Raw genomic sequence first — 16,141 nt, forward strand, 5'->3', positions numbered from 1 at the left:
AGTTAAACTCCTTCTTCTTCAAAACGGTTCAAATCGCGATTATGTCCGATAACAATCAGCATATCTCCTTGTTCAATTATTTCATGCGCGGTAGGCGAAATCACCATTTCCCCGTCTTTTCGCTGAAAGCCGATAATGTTGCAGCCGTACTTGGCACGAATGTTCAAATCAAACAGCGTTTTATTATGAAGTTTCTTAGAGGCCACAATTTCGACAATACTATAATCCTTTGACAGTTCAATGTAATCAATGATCTTTTCTGACACCACGTGATGAGCAATACGCTTAGCAATATCGCGCTCAGGATGAATGACTTTGTCCGCTCCTATTTTCTCCAGCACCTTTTGATGATACATATTCACTGCTTTTACCCATACTTGCTTAACGCCCATATCTTTTAAAAGCATCGTTGCGAGCACGCTCGCTTCGATATCATCCCCAAACGAAATAAGAGCATGATCAACATTGCGAATACCTAGCCCCTTTAAGCTAGCTTCATCAATTGCATTCGCCTGCACAACATATGTAGCTGAGTTGCTAAATTTATTTACTACCTCCTGATTGCGGTCAATAGCGAGCACATCCACATCCAGATTAGCAAACTCTTCAACCAAACTGCCTCCAAAACGACCTAATCCCAATACAGCAAACTGTTTTTTCATAATGTATTTATTCCTTTCTTCAACTGCTGTGTGTTCTCTTAGCTTATACTTTTTCTAAAAAATTACATCTTTTTCTTAAAAAAAGCGCAAAAAAACACAGGAAGGCTCCTGTGTTTTTTCACACTCTTCCCCCTCAAAACGCTTGCGAAGTTAGCTGTCGGGTTCGGGTTTTAAGAGTAACCCTACCTGTTTAAGGATTCACCCCGGAGCACAATATGTGCGTAAATAATGGGTCCTCCGCTCCGTAATGGATTAAGCGATTTTTATTCAAATGTCTATGATCTATTTTTTAGAATAATCGATTCGATTCATGATACATTTCACTTCACGAAAGCTATCTTACTCCTGTGGATTTTGTCTGTCAAGATATTTTTAGGGAAGACCTCACTTGCCCTGCAAGCTGCAAAAATCGTATAAATCTAAACTGACAATCATTTTGTGAAATTGATCAAATAAATTAATAACAGCTAAAAGCTCTAACAGCTGCGTATCACTGTAAAATTTCTTTAATTGATTCATATCAGCATCCGTCAACTCCCTTGGACGCACCCGGTATACATCAATAAATCGAAACAGCAGGCGATCTTTTTCTTCCAGCTCTTTTTCTCTTAACACTTTTTGATTAAGCGTCTCATCGCCTACATATGACATGCTCATACACGTCTCACAGCCGTTAACACCTGCTAGATAAAGCCTTATTTTTTCCTTAGTCTCTTTTTCTACTATATCGCTGTTCCAAAGCGTGTCGTAAAGCTCATCATACAATCTTTTTACATGCGGAATTAAATTCAATGCTTTTTCAAAATTTGTTCCCTCTTCGTTTGCTAACAAAACTCTTGCCATTTTTTACTCACTCCTTTTTAATTATTATAGTAAGAAAAATGGAAATTTCAGATTACATATAAAACATCTTATCTACTATTACTAATCAAATGAAACGTTAATGAGAAAGAAGGTTTTCAATTGAAAATTGATGAAATTGATTTATCGATTTTGCAGGCGCTGCAGCAAAACAGCCGCCTTTCCTTACGAGAGCTAGGAAAACAAATTAACTTGTCTCCTCCTTCGGTGGCAGAGCGAGTACGACAGCTAGAGAGCTTTGGCGTTATAAAAGGGTATACGATTGATATTGATTATGAAAAGCTGCATTTGCCCGTGTCGTGTTTTATTGAAGTAACGATGAAAAACGGAGAGCACGAGCGTTTTAAACGATTTATTTCTCAGTATCCCTACGCTTTATTCTGTGAACGCATCGCCGGGCAAGCCTGCTTTATTACAAAGCTTCAGCTTCCTCACCTGCACATACTCGAACAATTTATTAACGAAATTACACCTTATGCCAAAACGATTTCACACATCGCCCTTTCTCACGTAGAGATGGCTCCTGCATTATTGAGTCATTTAAAAGATGAAAAGTGATTGAAACGTAACGAAAAAATCCGAACGAATCATCGTTCGGATCTTCTTTCCATTACACTACTTTTGTCCCAGCCTCTTTTATTCGTCCAACAGCATAAAAAATAACCCTCCAAAGCTGGAGGGTATAAATTTTCCGAATAATGAAAGTTTTACAACTTCATTTTATCAGGTGCCGACATTTCTGTCTACTTAAAAATGTAAAAGAGCTCTCTATTAATAGAAAGCTCTTTTACCTGCTTGTTTTTTGAAAACAATCAATCTATATAAAAGGAAACTACCTAAGGCTGAACGTCACGTGAAACCTTGGCAGTTGATCCTGGATATACCGGTTGATATGATTCAAAACAAGTTCTTTCATCATTTCTTCTTTGACTTCTGATTCCGTTTTTTTATCTTTTTGTTTTAAAATAAGAATATAATAAACTTTACCCATTTTAATGGGCTCACTACTCTCTCCGATGTGCTGTTTTTTTAAAACATCTATAAAAGAAGGAGATAGACTTGAAAGCTTTAGATTATCAGCATTCTCTATTTTGCTCACTGTCTGGAATTCAGCATATTTTTTTTGAACGTCCTGAAGCGATGTTCCCTTTTGCAGTTCAGCCGCAGCGGCAGCGGCATCATGTAAAGTGGAAAAAGCCAGCTGCGTAAAAGATACGCGCGTTAGATCGTTTTCAATACGTTTATAGTAAGCAGTTAGTTCATCAGACGTAATTTGTTTGCGGAAATATTCTTCTAATTTAAACTGATTCGTTAGCTGGTTGGTTACATCACTGGAACGAATATTTAACACTTCATAACCTTGTTTTCTTGTATCCTCGTCATATGAGCGTTTAATTTGCTTCCACATATCCTCAACTTGTTTTTGTACTTTATCGCTTGTCTTTAGATGGGAAATTAAGATTTTTTGCATAACAAGCTGCCGCAATAACTCTTTGCGGTAGCTTGTATCATTTAGAGGAGCATCTGGATTTAAGAACCCTTCAACGGCTAAAAAACGGTTGAATTCAGCTCCTGTCACCTTGCCTCCCTCATACGCTGCCAGTTCTTTGATAGAAGATAGCTGACTAATTTCTACAGAAGGAAACATCGTGTTTGAATGCTTCCCTCCGCAGCCGGTTAAAAATCCGAACGCTGTTAATACTGCTAGCAGCAGCTTTAACGGTGTTGAACTCATCCATTGTTATCCTGCTGTTCTGAAAGCTTCAGAGAAATAGTTTGTTTTTTTCCATTTCGATACACGTCTAATTTTACCGTGTCTCCTACTTTACGTTTTGTGTATAGATATTGACGTAAATCACTGGATGTTTTGACTTCGTTTCCATCGATGGCAACAATCACGTCTTTTGATTGTAAACCTGCATCAGAAGCAGAAGAGAATGGTTCAACCGTCGTTACGACAACTCCTTCAGACGTATCGCTTGTTAGGCCTAGCTGGTTTTGTTTTGTTGCAGCTGAAAGCTGACCTACATCTTGAAGACCTACCCCCATATATGGACGCGTTATTTTCCCATTTTTCATCAGCTGTTCAATCGTCGGCTGCACTTCATCACTTGGAAGAGCAAAGCCGATGCCTTCTACATTGTCTTCTGAAATTTTCATACTGTTGATGCCGACTACTTCACCGGAAGAATTGATAAGTGCACCGCCGCTGTTTCCTGGATTAATCGCCGCATCCGTTTGAATTGCATCTACGTTCCAATTTTCTGAAATAGGGACAGAGCGTTTTGCTGCGCTCACGATACCTTGTGTGACCGTACGAGAAAACTGTTCACCAAGAGGATTTCCGATTGCAAGCACCGTTTCACCCGCTACTAAATCCGATGATTTCCCGAACTTCGCCACTTGTTCAACATTTTTGTCAGACATCTCAAGCACCGCTAAATCCGTTAGCGCATCAGCTCCGACAATCTTAGCTTTTTCTTTTTGTCCGTTTGAAAGTGACACTTCTACTTCGCTTGCGCCGTCAATAACGTGGTTATTGGTCACAACGTATGCTTTTCCATTTTCTTTTTTGAAAATAACACCGGAACCCGTTCCTGCTTCTTGGGTTTGGGTATCTCCAGAAAATGGATTTGTTTGCTGTTGAATATTGTTCACGCCTACAACAGCAGCTGATACTTTATTTACAACTGAAACAAGATCTGACTGATTCACGGTTGTGCTTACTGTTCGAGGCGTTGTGCTCGTTGTTGTTGCCGTTTGAGTCTGCGTTGTTTGATTCGCTGTTTGCGTATCAGCTGAATCCATTAACCCCAGCTGCGGAGCACCGTATAGCACAATTCCTCCTCCAAGTACTGCTCCGGCGATAGAAGATGCAATCACTGGAAATAAGCGTCTTCTTGGAGGCTGTGATGATGACGCAGGCTGATACTGATCGTATCGCTGCTGGCGGTTTTCATATTCTTCTTTTCGTTCTTGCTCTCTTTCATAATCACGTGGATCCATGAAAAACACTCCTTTTAACGTAGCAAATTTTATGTTATCTATACTATAAAATAAAAGTTTGGGATAAGTATCAAAACAATGTGTGAAATTGTGAAAAATTTCTTTATAACAGCAAACACGTAGTATAATAGCGGGTACATAGACCTTTAAAGAAACGCGCACATATGGCGTAATATGCTTTATTTACCTTAATTTTCATATATTCAGAGGAAGGTGTCAAATTTGAGCTTTACACTATATTTAGTAGAGGATGAACAAAATTTAAACGAAGTTTTAACCCTTTACCTTCAAAAAGAAGGCTGGGACGTTCGCTCATTTTTTAACGGCACGGACGCCAAAGAAATGATTGCAACTCCTCCGCATCTGTGGATTTTAGATATTATGCTGCCTGACATTGACGGGTATCAGCTCATTCGCGAAATCAAGCAGCAAACGCCCCAAGTGCCTGTTATTTTCATTTCAGCCCGCGATGCCGATATTGACCGGGTTCTTGGGCTTGAGATGGGCAGCGACGACTATTTATCAAAGCCTTTTTTGCCTCGTGAACTAGTTATTCGAGCAAACAAACTGCTAGACCGCGTATATGGTTCCAATCAAAAGAAAACCGATACCATTACGCTGACTCCTTATGAAATCGATTTACATACCCGTACAGTCAGTGAAGATGGAAAGCCGATTGATTTAACGTCTAAAGAATTTGATTTTCTTGTCACTATCTCAAAAGACCTTGGACAGGCTTTTTCACGGGAGCAGCTGCTGAATCTCATTTGGGGAGAAGATTATTTTGGCACAGACCGAGTGGTGGATGATTTAGTAAGACGCGTGCGTAAAAAAATGCCGCAAGCACGAATTGAAACGATTTATGGATATGGATACCGGATGATGAAAGCATGAAAAACAAGTCGCTTGCATTTCAAATTTGGCTCGTCATCTCCGGTATTTTACTGCTTATTTCAATTTTGCTCGCTATTTTATTCCCAACGACGCTCAGGCAGTTCTTCACGAATGAAATTTATACCACTATTGAAAATGAACAGCATATTTTAAAAGAATACGGACTGCCAAGCCGCTCAGGTGAATACTACTTTAGCAACGAAGACAGTGAACCAACACTTGGAAATCGAACCGTGGATCATATTTTATTACCTGAACATGCGGATATCTCGTATTTTTCATCACGGGTGTTGCCTCAAGACTTTTTGAGAAAAGCACAGGAAGATGCAATCAGTCAGCGAAAAATCGTCGCTCGCTATGAAAAAGATCTTGGCAACCGGACGCTTTTTTATGTAATTCGAAAAGTAAGCGTAAACGGACAGCCTGCTTTTTTGCTTTCATTTTCGTGGGATACGTATCGCAACGCGCTCACTTCTACTCTGTTTAAACAGCTGCTTCTTGTAATTTCAATTGTATTTCTATTCAGCTGGCTTCCATCTATTTGGCTATCAAGATATTTAAGCAAGCCGCTTGTATCACTTGAAAAAGATGTGAAAAAAATTGCCGAACAAAATTGGCATGAGCCCGTTACAGTCAACCGTTCCGATGAAATTGGCAAGCTAGGCGCCTCCATCGAGCAAATGCGCAAAAGGCTCGTATCTAAAGATGAAGCACAGCAAACGCTGCTTCAAAATATTTCACACGATTTAAAAACACCGGTTATGGTGATTCAAAGCTACGCTCAGTCGATTCAAGACGGCATTTATCCAAAAGGTGATTTATCTCAAACGGTAAAAGTTATTGAAGATGAATCCAAAAATCTTGAGAAAAAAATCCGCGATTTGCTTTACTTAACCAAACTTGACTATATGTCCACTCATCAGCTTGCACAAGATGACTTTGATTTTACTGCACTTCTTCATGAAGTAGTGGATCGCTTGCGGTGGAGGCGCCCTGAAATACAGTGGGAATTTGACGACGCAAACGCAACGATTAAAGGAGATAAAGAACTGTGGACAAAAGTTCTTGAAAATGTACTCGACAATCAGCTGCGCTATGCCGAGACGAAGGTTTCACTTTCACTTGCTAAACACCAAACGAACGTTCAATGTACAATCAGCAACGATGGTCCGCCGATTGATCAAAGCGTGCTTCAACACTTGTTTGAACCGTTTAAAAAAGGAGCAAACGGTGAATTCGGTATCGGCTTAAGTATCGTAAAGCGTATTGTTACGATGCACGACGGAGCAATTACGGCTGAAAACACGAACACCGGAGTAACGTTTTCACTTACTATTCCTATATAAACTAAAAAAGCAAGGGATTCGAATCCCTTGCTTTTTTATGAAAAAATTGATGTATAGGCATAAAGAGCCGGTGAACCGCCTGAGTGGACAAACACCACATTTTCATCCTTATTAAAATAACCTTTTCGAATTAAATCAATTAGACCAGCCATCGCTTTTCCCGTATACACAGGATCCAATAAAATCCCTTCCGTACTGGCCACAAGTTTAACTGCTTCCACCATCTCTTCTGTCGGAACAGCATACCCTGGACCTACGTATTCATCCATACATACAATCTCTTCTTTTTTAAAAGGCGTTTTACTATGTAAATGATCATAAAGTTCACTCGTCAGTTTGGCAACTTTTACTTCTTGCTCTTCTTTAGCACGACTGACATTCATTCCAATAACAGATACGTCACTTTTAAGACCTTGAAATCCTGCCACTAATCCTGCATGCATGCCTCCGCTGCCGCTTGTGCAAACCACATGGCTAAGCTTTATTTGCTGCTCATAGCTTTGCATAAGCAGCTCTTGTGCACAGGCAGCGTATCCGGTTGCACCGATAACATTCGAACCTCCTACTGGAATTAAATACGGTTTATGACCTTTTTCAATTAGCTCTCGCTCTACTGTTTTCATTTCGGCTGTCAAATCAGAACCTTCAGCGACAAACCGCATGTCATGAGCGCCTAATAAATGATAAAGAAAATAGTTTCCTGTGGGCTGATCGCTTGCTTTATTTTCGCCTTCTTCCAATACGAGCACGCATTTCATTTGTTCTTTTACAGCCGCAGCGAGCGTCAAACGACAGTGATTGGATTGTATCGCACCGCACGTTACAAGCACGTCTGCTCCTTGCGCCTTTGCATCAGCTACTAAATATTCAAGCTTGCGTGTCTTATTTCCGCCACCTGTCAGTCCAAGCATATCATCTCGCTTCATATAAATTGAAGGTCCATTTAACTGCTGAGATAAAACCGATAGCTTTTCTAAAGGTGTAGGGGAATCTGTATATTTTCTTCTAGAAAATTGAGTTAAGTTCATGCTCTCATCCTCTCTTTCATATTTGTTCTATTTTACCATATAGAAGCTTTTGAAGAGCTTTTTACGAAAGGGCTCTCTATAACTTGTATACATAAGAACAAGTAGTCAACATACATTAAACCATATAAACAGTTTGAAGGAGTGTTTTCAATGAGTGAAAAAGCAGTACTTTGCAGCGTCTCACGAGTAGTCAAATCACAGCACATTTTTCCAAATGACCTAAACAATCACCACACCCTTTTTGGAGGAAAAATTGTCGCTGACATGGACATGACGGCTTCTCTTTCAGCAGCTAAACATTCACGAAAGACGTGTGTTACGGCTTCCATTGATCACGTTGATTTTATCGAACCCGTCACCGAAGAAGATTTTATTTCATATGAAGCATTCGTTGTTGTTACAGGAAAAAGCTCCATGATTATTTTTGTTAAAGTGATTGCCGAAAATTTATTAACGGGCATTAAGCGTATCGCAGCTACTTCTTTTCTCACCTTTGTTGCATTAGAAAACGGGAAACCTGCCTCCGTTCCTCAAGTTATTGCTCAAACTGAAGAAGAAAAAAGCCTTCAAAAAGTAGCTCTTGAACGAAAAGAATCCAAAAAAACGCAGGTTGAGCACAGCAAAGCGATTGCGAGCATTTTATCTAAATCTTTGCGCAGCAGTAATTAAGCTCTTCATCTAAAAAGCAGCTGTCTGCTTTTTAGACGAAGTTTTTTTAGTTTTCACATTGTTATTTAATGTAATATGCGATATATTGGTTTTATGAAAAATAACATTCAACCTCTCAAACGACTTTCTTTAAGGGAAGAAGTCTATCAAACACTTAAACACAATATTGTCATGCTTGAATTTCAGCCCGAACAAAAGCTTCAGGATAAAGAACTGGCTGAGCAGTTTGGAGTTAGCCGCACTCCTGTTCGAGAAGCATTAAAAAGGCTTGAAGATGAAGGCCTTGTCCAAACGACACCTGGCTCTTCTACAAAAGTGGCTCCATTAAACCTTGAGGAGGCAAAACAATCTTTTATTGTCGTCGCAGCTCTTCATGCACTTGCTGCTAAGCTGGCTTGTACTTCGTTACAAGAAGAAGATATGGGCGAACTAATCAAACACAATCAATCTCTAGAACATGCAATCAAAACAAGAAATGTCCTTAAAGCGATCGAAGCGGATGAAGCATTTCATTCCGTCTTTTTAAAACGGGCGAACAATATAGAGCTAGAACGTGTTGTAAAACAAACAAGCGCCAAAATTCAGCGTCTGGAAATCGCTCGTTTTTCGTCTCTTGCTAGCCTTGCTTCGGTTGATCAGCACAAAGAAATCATAAACGCTTGCGGTCAAAAAGATGCCGCACTGACATCGCAGCTTGTCGAAACGAACTGGCTGACGCTAGGTGAAGCGCTGACAAGTGAGGAGGAATCCAAGTGAAGCCTCTTTTATTAGGCATTGCTGCCTCATTCTTTTTTGCTTTTACATTCGTTTTAAATCGAGCGATGGATTTATCAGGAGGCAGCTGGGCGTGGAGCGCGTCGCTGCGCTATTTTTTTATGGTACCTCTTTTACTTGTGCTCGTTTATTTTTGGGGTGGTATTAAACCTGTGGTGGCAGAAATAAAAGCCCAGCCTCAAAAATGGCTGCTTTGGAGCACGGTTGGATTTGGGTTATTTTACGCTCCTCTTTGTTTTGCTTCAGCCTACGGTCCCGGCTGGCTTATTGCAGGAACTTGGCAAATCACAATTTTATCGGGGTCTCTCCTAGCTCCTTTGTTTTACAAGGAAGGAAAGAAGCGAGGAGGCATTCCCTTCAAGCAGCTAGGTTTTTCGTTTATTATTTTAATAGGAGTTGTGCTCATGCAGCTTGAGCATGCGACTGAACTGTCAGCCGCTACTGCCTTGCTTTGTACCATTCCCATTTTAATTGCCTCTTTTGCGTACCCGCTTGGCAACCGTAAAATGATGGAAGTGTCGTCACTTAATACGTTTCAGCGCGTGCTTGGAATGACGCTTTCAAGCCTGCCGTTTTGGATTATTCTTTCTGTCTATGCCTGCGTGACCGATGGACTACCAAAAACAACTCAGATTTATCAAAGCGGTTTAGTTGCTTTACTTTCAGGAGTATGTGCAACAGTTTTATTTTTTGCAGCAACCGACCTTGTTAAAAAAGATTCTCAAAAGCTAGGTGCAGTTGAAGCTACACAATCGATGGAAGTTTTATTTGCCCTGCTAGGAGAGGTCTTCCTTCTATCAAGTCCTTTGCCATCGATTCTTTCTTGGGTTGGAATGGGAGTTATCATAGCAGGCATGGTCCTTCACAGCTACCAAACAAGTCATAAAAAAGCTATACCGCAAAAAGAATTGACCTACTAATTAATAACAAAAAAGAGCGTCTTAGTCGGCGCTCTTTTTGTTTATACAACAGATCTTCTTTCTAAATTGAAGACATTCACCTGCTCAGCATCAAAGCGGCTTAGCAACGAATCTACTCCGTACTCAAGTGCAAAAGCACGTTCATTTTCTGAAATCGGAACGGCCTGCAGGAACGTTACTTTTTTATCAGATAGTTCAATCGTTGAAAAATTATCCCATAAAAACGGCGGAATCAGCAAAATGTGCTGCATATGAAAGCTGTCATCAAGCACTGCAATAACGTCTTTATAAATAGCTCCTGGGAAGATGGACACATGAGATTTCATCATATGGAAAATACAGTTTGCTAAAATAGCAGAATAAATACCGAATTCCTCATGACAAGCCCCAACGATTTCAATTCGAAGCGGGATCCCTCCAACTGTATAGCCTGTCGGACATTGATGTCCACCGAGCGTTGCATACGCGGTTACGTCTTGACGCGGATGGTTTTCACACGCCACAACGTGAATACCATGCTTTTTTCTTTCATCTGAATAATCTTCAATTCGATCCTTTTGACCAAATACATCTATTGCTTTATGTATAATTAATTCTTCATCTTTTGTAAAATTACTCATAAAAAACCTCCTTGCTTGCGACCTTAAAAAGCTCCCTACTGTACAGCATATACTACTGCACTCGCTTACGATATAGTTTTTAGAAAATGTGATAGAAATGTTATCGTTTCGTAACATACTATGAAATTGTATCAAGAAGCAAACGAGAAACCTTAACCAATTTTTTCTTTTCCCATAAAAAATAGAGCCTGCACCATGGCAGCCTCTATTTTTCATGACATTATTATGAAATAATTTGTAATTCTTTTGGGTACTTCGTTAACGTTTCGTATCCATCTTTTGTAATGATTACATCATCTTCGATACGCACGCCTCCGAGTCCTGGAATATAGATACCCGGTTCAATTGTATATACCATGCCTTCTTGAAGCACATCGTCATTGTTGCGGCTCATTGAAGGAAACTCATGCACGCTGATGCCAAGACCATGACCAAGACGATGCAAGAAATACTCTCCATATCCTGCTTCTGTAATAATATTGCGTGCTACCATGTCCAAGTCGCCAATGCGAGTTCCGGGCTTGGAAGCTTCAAGTGCTGCCTGCTCAGCGCGCTGTACCGTTTCATAGATTTCTTTTTGCTTATCATTAATAGACTTGTAAGCGACTGTACGTGTAATATCTGAACAGTATCCGTCTAGCACTACACCTAAATCGAACAGAACCATATCTCCTGGCTTTAACGTGCGAAGACCTGGGTTCCCATGCGCTTCTCCCGTTTTTTCACCAAATAAAACCATCGTTGAAAACGACATCTCACGAATTCCTTTTCGCTTTAGCTCGTATTCAATTTTAGCCAGAACATCCATTTCCGTAACGCCTTCTTTTAAAGCAGCTACACCTACTTCTACACCAAAATCAGCTAAGGCAGCTGCCTTTTGAAGAATCTCAACTTCACGCTCATCTTTAATTAAACGCAGCTGATTTAACTTCTCTTCTGCTCCGACTAGCTCAGCGTTTGGATATAAGCTAAGCAGTTCTTCTGCTCTCGCATACAGCAGCTGCTCTTTCTCTACAGCAACCTTTTTCACATCTATTACGTTTCGTTTATGTAAAGCTTCTTTAATAAGTTTCCAAGGATTTTGATGATCTTCATATCCAATCACATCAAACTTCCAGCCCGCTTCTTTTGCTTGTCCCACTTCCATTGATGGGCAAACAAGCATCGGCTCCGCTTCGTTAAACACAAATAAGCCAAGCAAACGCTCATGCGGATCCGTGTGAAATCCAGTTAAATAAAATACGTTTTCGGTTGACGAAATAAAGGCTGCTTCTACATTCTTTTCTTTTAGCCACGATACGACTTTTTGTAAACGTGCTTCCATTAAAAAAACCCCTTTCATTGTACAATATTACTATTATAACATAGTTATTTAGCAATATTGTACAATGAATAGAGGTTAAGACAAAGCCGCGTGAAGAGTAGTAAGCTGCTCTTTAATCGCTTTTCGCTGAATACTTACTTTCATCAGCCAGCCATTTTCTCCGTATCTATAAACAAATTCGTACGTACCTTTAGGAAAATATTCTTTCACCAGCATGTCCCGGTTTTCAACAAATCCCGGATCGCCAATAAAATAGGTACCTTCTTCAAGCGGAAGCTCATGAACTTTTTTTTCTAGCTGCTTCTCTTCGTCTTCGTCATCATCTATCACTATGTGCAGACCGCCTTCATCACGCACAACATCAAATTCACCGTTTTGTTCAAGCTCAAGCACTGGCACCACTTGTCCATTTACCGTTAGCAGCTGCTTCGTTCCTTCAAGGACCTGGGACCAGTGATCATCGTATAAAGTAGAAGAATAAAAAATATATCCCTGAGATTTATATAATAAAAGCAGCTGTTCAAAATGATTTTTCACTTGTTCTTTATCAAACAGAATAACAAAATGCTTTCGATAGAAAAAACTTGTAAAAGGCAGAATAGACGATTGATTAAGCTCTTTAATTATTTCAGCACTATCTTTACCTGAAATAATAGCTCCGGTCAATTCCCCCGCGCCATAAGGTTTCCAATGACTTAACGCCGCTTCTGGAATCAGCACAAGGTTCGAAGATGACACATATATACTCATTCGCTTCACTCCTTTTTTCTACATTTAGACCTATATTTGATTCTCCCCAAATAGAGACTTTCCTCTTATTCCATTCTTAAAAGACAGAACTTTTCCCCTAACTATGATAGATTATAACAAAGATCCTTGAAAAAAATAACCTTTATTTCCTCTTTCTTCTATTTGTACACTTCTCTTATTTTAGCTGTCTTCGCAGATTTACTAGTGAACGTACTTGCTAATCTAATTCCTTAGTGTTAATTTTATTATGTCGTTTTATAATTTTTTGCATAATTGGTTTCAAACAAAAAAGTATTAATATTTTTGAATGCGATGGTGAGACATTTGGAAGAACGTACAGAACGTAAACAACATAAAAGAAAAAAGCAAAGAAAAAAGAAACGCTTTAGAAAGCTACTTCTTTTCTTTCTCATTCTTGTAATCGCCGCTGGTGCGTATGTGTATTATCAATACCAACAAGGGTTAGCAGAAGCAGACGGAGCTTTTGGGAAAGATGGACAATTTGATTTTAATGGTGCAAGTGCCAATTTAGATAGCATGAATGTGCTGCTTCTTGGAATTGACTCTCGAGGTGAAGAACATTCGCGTGCCGATACAATCATGATTGCTCATTATGACAAAGACAGCAATCAGCCTAAAATTGTTTCTTTGATGCGTGATTCATATGTGGATATTCCTGGACATGGCAAAAACAAATTAAATTCAGCCTATGCATTTGGCGGGCCCGAATTAATGCGTAAGACAATTAAAGAAAATTTCGGCGTAGATGTAAACTATTATGCCGTTGTTGATTTTAAAGGTTTTTCTAAAGTTGCCGATACGATTGCCCCTGAGGGAATTACGGTTACCGTGCCGCACGAAATGTCATCAGGAATTGGCATGACGCTAAAACCTGGAAAGCAAACTCTTCACGGAGATAAATTACTAGGATACGTGCGATTCCGACATGATAGCCAAAGTGATTTCGGGCGCGTGAAGCGTCAACAAGAAGTGATCGGTAAATTAATGGATGAAGCTCTTCAAGTAAAGACGCTGGCAAAAGCTCCTAAGCTATGGGGCGTCATTGATCCATATGTGGATACAAATATTCCTCCAAAAACATTTATCGTGATAGGAAAAGATTTCTTAGTTGGGAATCAGCCAGATTTAAAATCTCTTCGTTTACCGGTCGAAGGTTCCTATTCAAATGAACGAGTATCCGGTATTGGTGCTGTTTTAAGCATCGACCTTGAAGAAAACAAACAAGCGTTACAGTCATTTTTAAATTAGGAAAAGGTGTCCATTAGCGGACACCTTTTTTTATACTATTCAAAAAAACTTCTGTTTTTCCTCCCTATCCTTCAAAAAAATTTGAGCTTCGACAAAAAATGAAGCTATTTTCCAGGAAACAGCTATTTCTTTGAAGTTCTATTTTTTCTACTACATGCGTATATGAAAGGAGAAGGACTTCTTTTTTATATTTTTGATTCAAGGAGATGAACGTATGAAATTATATGGTTTTCAATCTGAAGAAGAGCGTTCCTTTCTTCATTCTACCTATAAAGTGAATCCATTGCTTTCTCATACTGGAGATGTCAAAATTAGCTTTTTATCTTTTCAAGAAAATGATTATACTCCCCGTCAAGAAGCTACGATTCCACAGCTTCTATTAGTCGTTCACGGGGAAGGCTGGGTAGCTGGCGATAACGGACTGAAAATTTATATCAAACAAGGTGAATCCGCATTTTGGAGAGCCGGGGAATCATTTGAAGTCGGGAGTCTAACTGCTATGACAGGATTACTCATTGAAGGATTAGATATTGCTCCTCAAAAGCTGCTTACTTCTTTTTCACGAACAAATGTAAATTAAAAAGCCGCGTTAACGCGGCTTTTTTTTATTACCTTAGTAATTGAGCGTAGCTTTCAGCACTATCTTGAATGACTTTGTCGCTCAGCTCACCGCCTGCTCCTTGAAATAAAAATGGCGTTTGGAACTTCATGCCTGTTAAATTTGCCGTAGCTTGAAACGGAAGAAGCAGATGATTCATTGGGTAACGGTTGTATCCCCCTTCTTGATAAGCTTCTGCAGGGCCTCCTGTTGAAGTAGCTACGACAAACTCTTTTCCCTGAAGTTTAGTACCTTTGCTTCCATAAGCCCATCCGTATGTTAAGACAACATCTTGCCACTCTTTTAAGAGTGCTGGTGAGCTGTACCAGTAAAATGGAAATTGAAAAACAATACGATCGAATTGAACAGCTAACTCCTGCTCTTTTTCTACATCAATTTTGAAATCGGGATAGTTTGCGTATAAATCATGAACGTACACATTCTCTTCTTTTTTTACTCGCTCTGCCCACGCTTTATTAATACGAGAAGATGCTAAGTTTGGATGTGCTAAAATAACCAGTGTTTTCATTTTGATACTCTCCTTCTGATGTCTGTGCTTGCTTTTTTCTTTTCTATTTTTTACGCTTGCCTCTCACGGCTCGTTCAGTAATTCTTTCCTTTTCCTTCAAGAAATCCGAGTTAGTTTACACTTATAAACTACCAGTATTATCATTTTGCTTCAACAAAATTGACTTTGCTTTTATCACCTTTAATTTTTTTATGTACCCAAAACGGCAGATAAAGGACAAGAAAGCTAAGAATCATGATTCCTTCAATCCATACTAAATACCAAGGATGAGGTCCAAGAACATCCAGCAAGGAAGCGTGCTCTGGCTTTTTCATCATGTATAAATAATTCGCATGGAGTAAACGATTCATGACATAGATAACCCCCCCGTACAGATTAACAAATACTACGCTTACCCACAAAGAACGAAACGTCGGCTCATATCTGCAAACAGCAATTAGCATACAGCAAGCAAGTACCACACCGCCATGCGATACATAAAACTGCACATAGCGAAACTGGGCATACGCATAGCCGCCAAGGTCCGGGGTAATCATCGCTTGAACAGAGCTGCTGATTCCTGCGAAGTACACAAAATAAAAAAGAAACCTGTTTTTGGTTATCAGCATAACAGCAGCCAGCAGCACGACTATATCACTGAGCTGAAGAGGCAAGGAAGTTTCAGCAGACCACCGATGACATCCGATTTCCCAAGCCTGGTAGGCTGTTTCTGAAGCAATTAGAATGAGTGAAAGCAAAATGAACACAAACCTCTTTTTTCCCAGATGCTTTCGACACAAAAAAATAAATGCTCCTATGATCACGATAATAGCTAAAGTTACAAGATGTTCAACTGAAAAAAGCTGAAAGGAATGTTGTACAGGATGACACGTAAAAAATGAATTCATAAAA

Annotated in this window: 18 protein-coding genes and 1 riboswitch; of the genes, 8 read left to right on the top strand and 10 right to left on the bottom strand. The window is 39.6% G+C overall.

Annotated features, from left to right (window positions below; all coding sequences use genetic code 11):
• Positions 1-2: 2 nt before the first annotated feature.
• Together ACFX4W_RS25235 and ACFX4W_RS25240 are read right to left on the bottom strand one after the other, a co-directional pair.
• Positions 3-662 (bottom strand): potassium channel family protein, encoded by a 660-nt coding sequence (locus ACFX4W_RS25235; RefSeq protein WP_013058591.1) that lies wholly within the window; start codon positions 660-662, stop codon positions 3-5.
• A gap of 124 nt (positions 663-786) precedes the next feature.
• Positions 787-931, bottom strand: a riboswitch (cyclic di-AMP (ydaO/yuaA leader).
• 115 nt (positions 932-1,046) lie between these two features.
• Entirely contained in the window at positions 1,047-1,505 is a 459-nt protein-coding gene (locus ACFX4W_RS25240; protein ID WP_013084575.1) for a carboxymuconolactone decarboxylase family protein, read from the bottom strand.
• A 120-nt stretch (positions 1,506-1,625) separates the two neighbouring features.
• On the opposite strand from ACFX4W_RS25240, the gene ACFX4W_RS25245 reads away from it, so the two are divergent.
• Positions 1,626-2,081 carry an Lrp/AsnC family transcriptional regulator gene (locus ACFX4W_RS25245; protein ID WP_043978416.1) on the top strand — a complete coding sequence of 152 codons (456 nt, stop codon included), beginning with the start codon at positions 1,626-1,628 and terminating at the stop codon, positions 2,079-2,081.
• A gap of 274 nt (positions 2,082-2,355) precedes the next feature.
• Here the strand turns inward: ACFX4W_RS25245 and ACFX4W_RS25250 are convergent, their stop codons facing one another.
• Both ACFX4W_RS25250 and ACFX4W_RS25255 read right to left on the bottom strand, forming a co-directional pair.
• Complete coding sequence (locus ACFX4W_RS25250) at positions 2,356-3,258, bottom strand: peptidyl-prolyl cis-trans isomerase (RefSeq protein WP_165575884.1); 903 nt, start codon at positions 3,256-3,258, stop codon at positions 2,356-2,358.
• Positions 3,255-4,529 carry a S1C family serine protease gene (locus ACFX4W_RS25255; protein ID WP_013084577.1) on the bottom strand — a complete coding sequence of 425 codons (1,275 nt, stop codon included), beginning with the start codon at positions 4,527-4,529 and terminating at the stop codon, positions 3,255-3,257. Before ACFX4W_RS25255 ends, ACFX4W_RS25250 begins: the two co-directional genes overlap by 4 nt.
• 222 nt (positions 4,530-4,751) lie before the next feature.
• Here ACFX4W_RS25255 and ACFX4W_RS25260 point away from each other — a divergent pair, with 222 nt between their 5' ends.
• Both ACFX4W_RS25260 and ACFX4W_RS25265 read left to right on the top strand, forming a co-directional pair.
• Positions 4,752-5,423 carry a response regulator transcription factor gene (locus ACFX4W_RS25260; protein WP_043978411.1) on the top strand — a complete coding sequence of 224 codons (672 nt, stop codon included), beginning with the start codon at positions 4,752-4,754 and terminating at the stop codon, positions 5,421-5,423.
• Positions 5,420-6,769, top strand: coding sequence for a sensor histidine kinase (locus ACFX4W_RS25265; protein ID WP_043978408.1), 1,350 nt, complete (start codon positions 5,420-5,422; stop codon positions 6,767-6,769). The genes ACFX4W_RS25260 and ACFX4W_RS25265 overlap by 4 nt, the downstream gene beginning before the upstream one ends.
• A gap of 35 nt (positions 6,770-6,804) precedes the next feature.
• Here ACFX4W_RS25265 and cuyA read toward each other — a convergent pair whose 3' ends face one another.
• On the bottom strand, positions 6,805-7,797 hold the full coding sequence (gene cuyA, locus ACFX4W_RS25270; RefSeq protein ID WP_043978405.1) for a D-cysteate sulfo-lyase: 993 nt from the start codon (positions 7,795-7,797) through the stop codon (positions 6,805-6,807).
• A gap of 150 nt (positions 7,798-7,947) precedes the next feature.
• Here cuyA and ACFX4W_RS25275 point away from each other — a divergent pair, with 150 nt between their 5' ends.
• The 3 genes from ACFX4W_RS25275 (at position 7,948) to ACFX4W_RS25285 (ending at position 10,160) form a co-directional block, all read left to right on the top strand.
• Entirely contained in the window at positions 7,948-8,466 is a 519-nt protein-coding gene (locus tag ACFX4W_RS25275) for an acyl-CoA thioesterase (protein ID WP_034649541.1), read from the top strand.
• 75 nt (positions 8,467-8,541) lie between these two features.
• Positions 8,542-9,222: a GntR family transcriptional regulator gene (locus tag ACFX4W_RS25280; protein ID WP_043978395.1), complete on the top strand. Its 681-nt coding sequence runs from the start codon at positions 8,542-8,544 to the stop codon at positions 9,220-9,222.
• Entirely contained in the window at positions 9,219-10,160 is a 942-nt protein-coding gene (locus ACFX4W_RS25285) for a DMT family transporter (RefSeq protein WP_043978392.1), read from the top strand. Before ACFX4W_RS25280 ends, ACFX4W_RS25285 begins: the two co-directional genes overlap by 4 nt.
• 41 nt (positions 10,161-10,201) lie before the next feature.
• Here ACFX4W_RS25285 and ACFX4W_RS25290 read toward each other — a convergent pair whose 3' ends face one another.
• From ACFX4W_RS25290 to ACFX4W_RS25300, 3 genes are all read right to left on the bottom strand, one after another.
• Positions 10,202-10,780 (bottom strand): suppressor of fused domain protein, encoded by a 579-nt coding sequence (locus ACFX4W_RS25290; protein WP_013084584.1) that lies wholly within the window; start codon positions 10,778-10,780, stop codon positions 10,202-10,204.
• A gap of 223 nt (positions 10,781-11,003) precedes the next feature.
• Positions 11,004-12,104: a M24 family metallopeptidase gene (locus tag ACFX4W_RS25295; protein ID WP_043978389.1), complete on the bottom strand. Its 1,101-nt coding sequence runs from the start codon at positions 12,102-12,104 to the stop codon at positions 11,004-11,006.
• 75 nt (positions 12,105-12,179) lie between these two features.
• Complete coding sequence (locus tag ACFX4W_RS25300) at positions 12,180-12,854, bottom strand: hypothetical protein (RefSeq protein ID WP_162214849.1); 675 nt, start codon at positions 12,852-12,854, stop codon at positions 12,180-12,182.
• A gap of 537 nt (positions 12,855-13,391) precedes the next feature.
• On the opposite strand from ACFX4W_RS25300, the gene ACFX4W_RS25305 reads away from it, so the two are divergent.
• Both ACFX4W_RS25305 and ACFX4W_RS25310 read left to right on the top strand, forming a co-directional pair.
• A complete protein-coding gene (locus ACFX4W_RS25305) occupies positions 13,392-14,123 on the top strand; it encodes an LCP family protein (protein ID WP_372586484.1) in 732 nt (243 codons plus the stop codon).
• A gap of 214 nt (positions 14,124-14,337) precedes the next feature.
• On the top strand, positions 14,338-14,703 hold the full coding sequence (locus tag ACFX4W_RS25310; RefSeq protein WP_014458652.1) for a hypothetical protein: 366 nt from the start codon (positions 14,338-14,340) through the stop codon (positions 14,701-14,703).
• 28 nt (positions 14,704-14,731) lie between these two features.
• Here ACFX4W_RS25310 and ACFX4W_RS25315 read toward each other — a convergent pair whose 3' ends face one another.
• Entirely contained in the window at positions 14,732-15,250 is a 519-nt protein-coding gene (locus ACFX4W_RS25315; protein WP_028410982.1) for an NAD(P)H-dependent oxidoreductase, read from the bottom strand.
• Between the two features lie 140 nt (positions 15,251-15,390).
• Positions 15,391-16,137, bottom strand: coding sequence for a YwaF family protein (locus ACFX4W_RS25320; protein ID WP_162214851.1), 747 nt, complete (start codon positions 16,135-16,137; stop codon positions 15,391-15,393).
• Positions 16,138-16,141: the final 4 nt, after the last annotated feature.

The organism is Priestia sp. YIM B13489, assembly GCF_042787645.1.
Classification (GTDB): Bacteria; Bacillota; Bacilli; order Bacillales; family Bacillaceae_H; genus Priestia; species Priestia megaterium.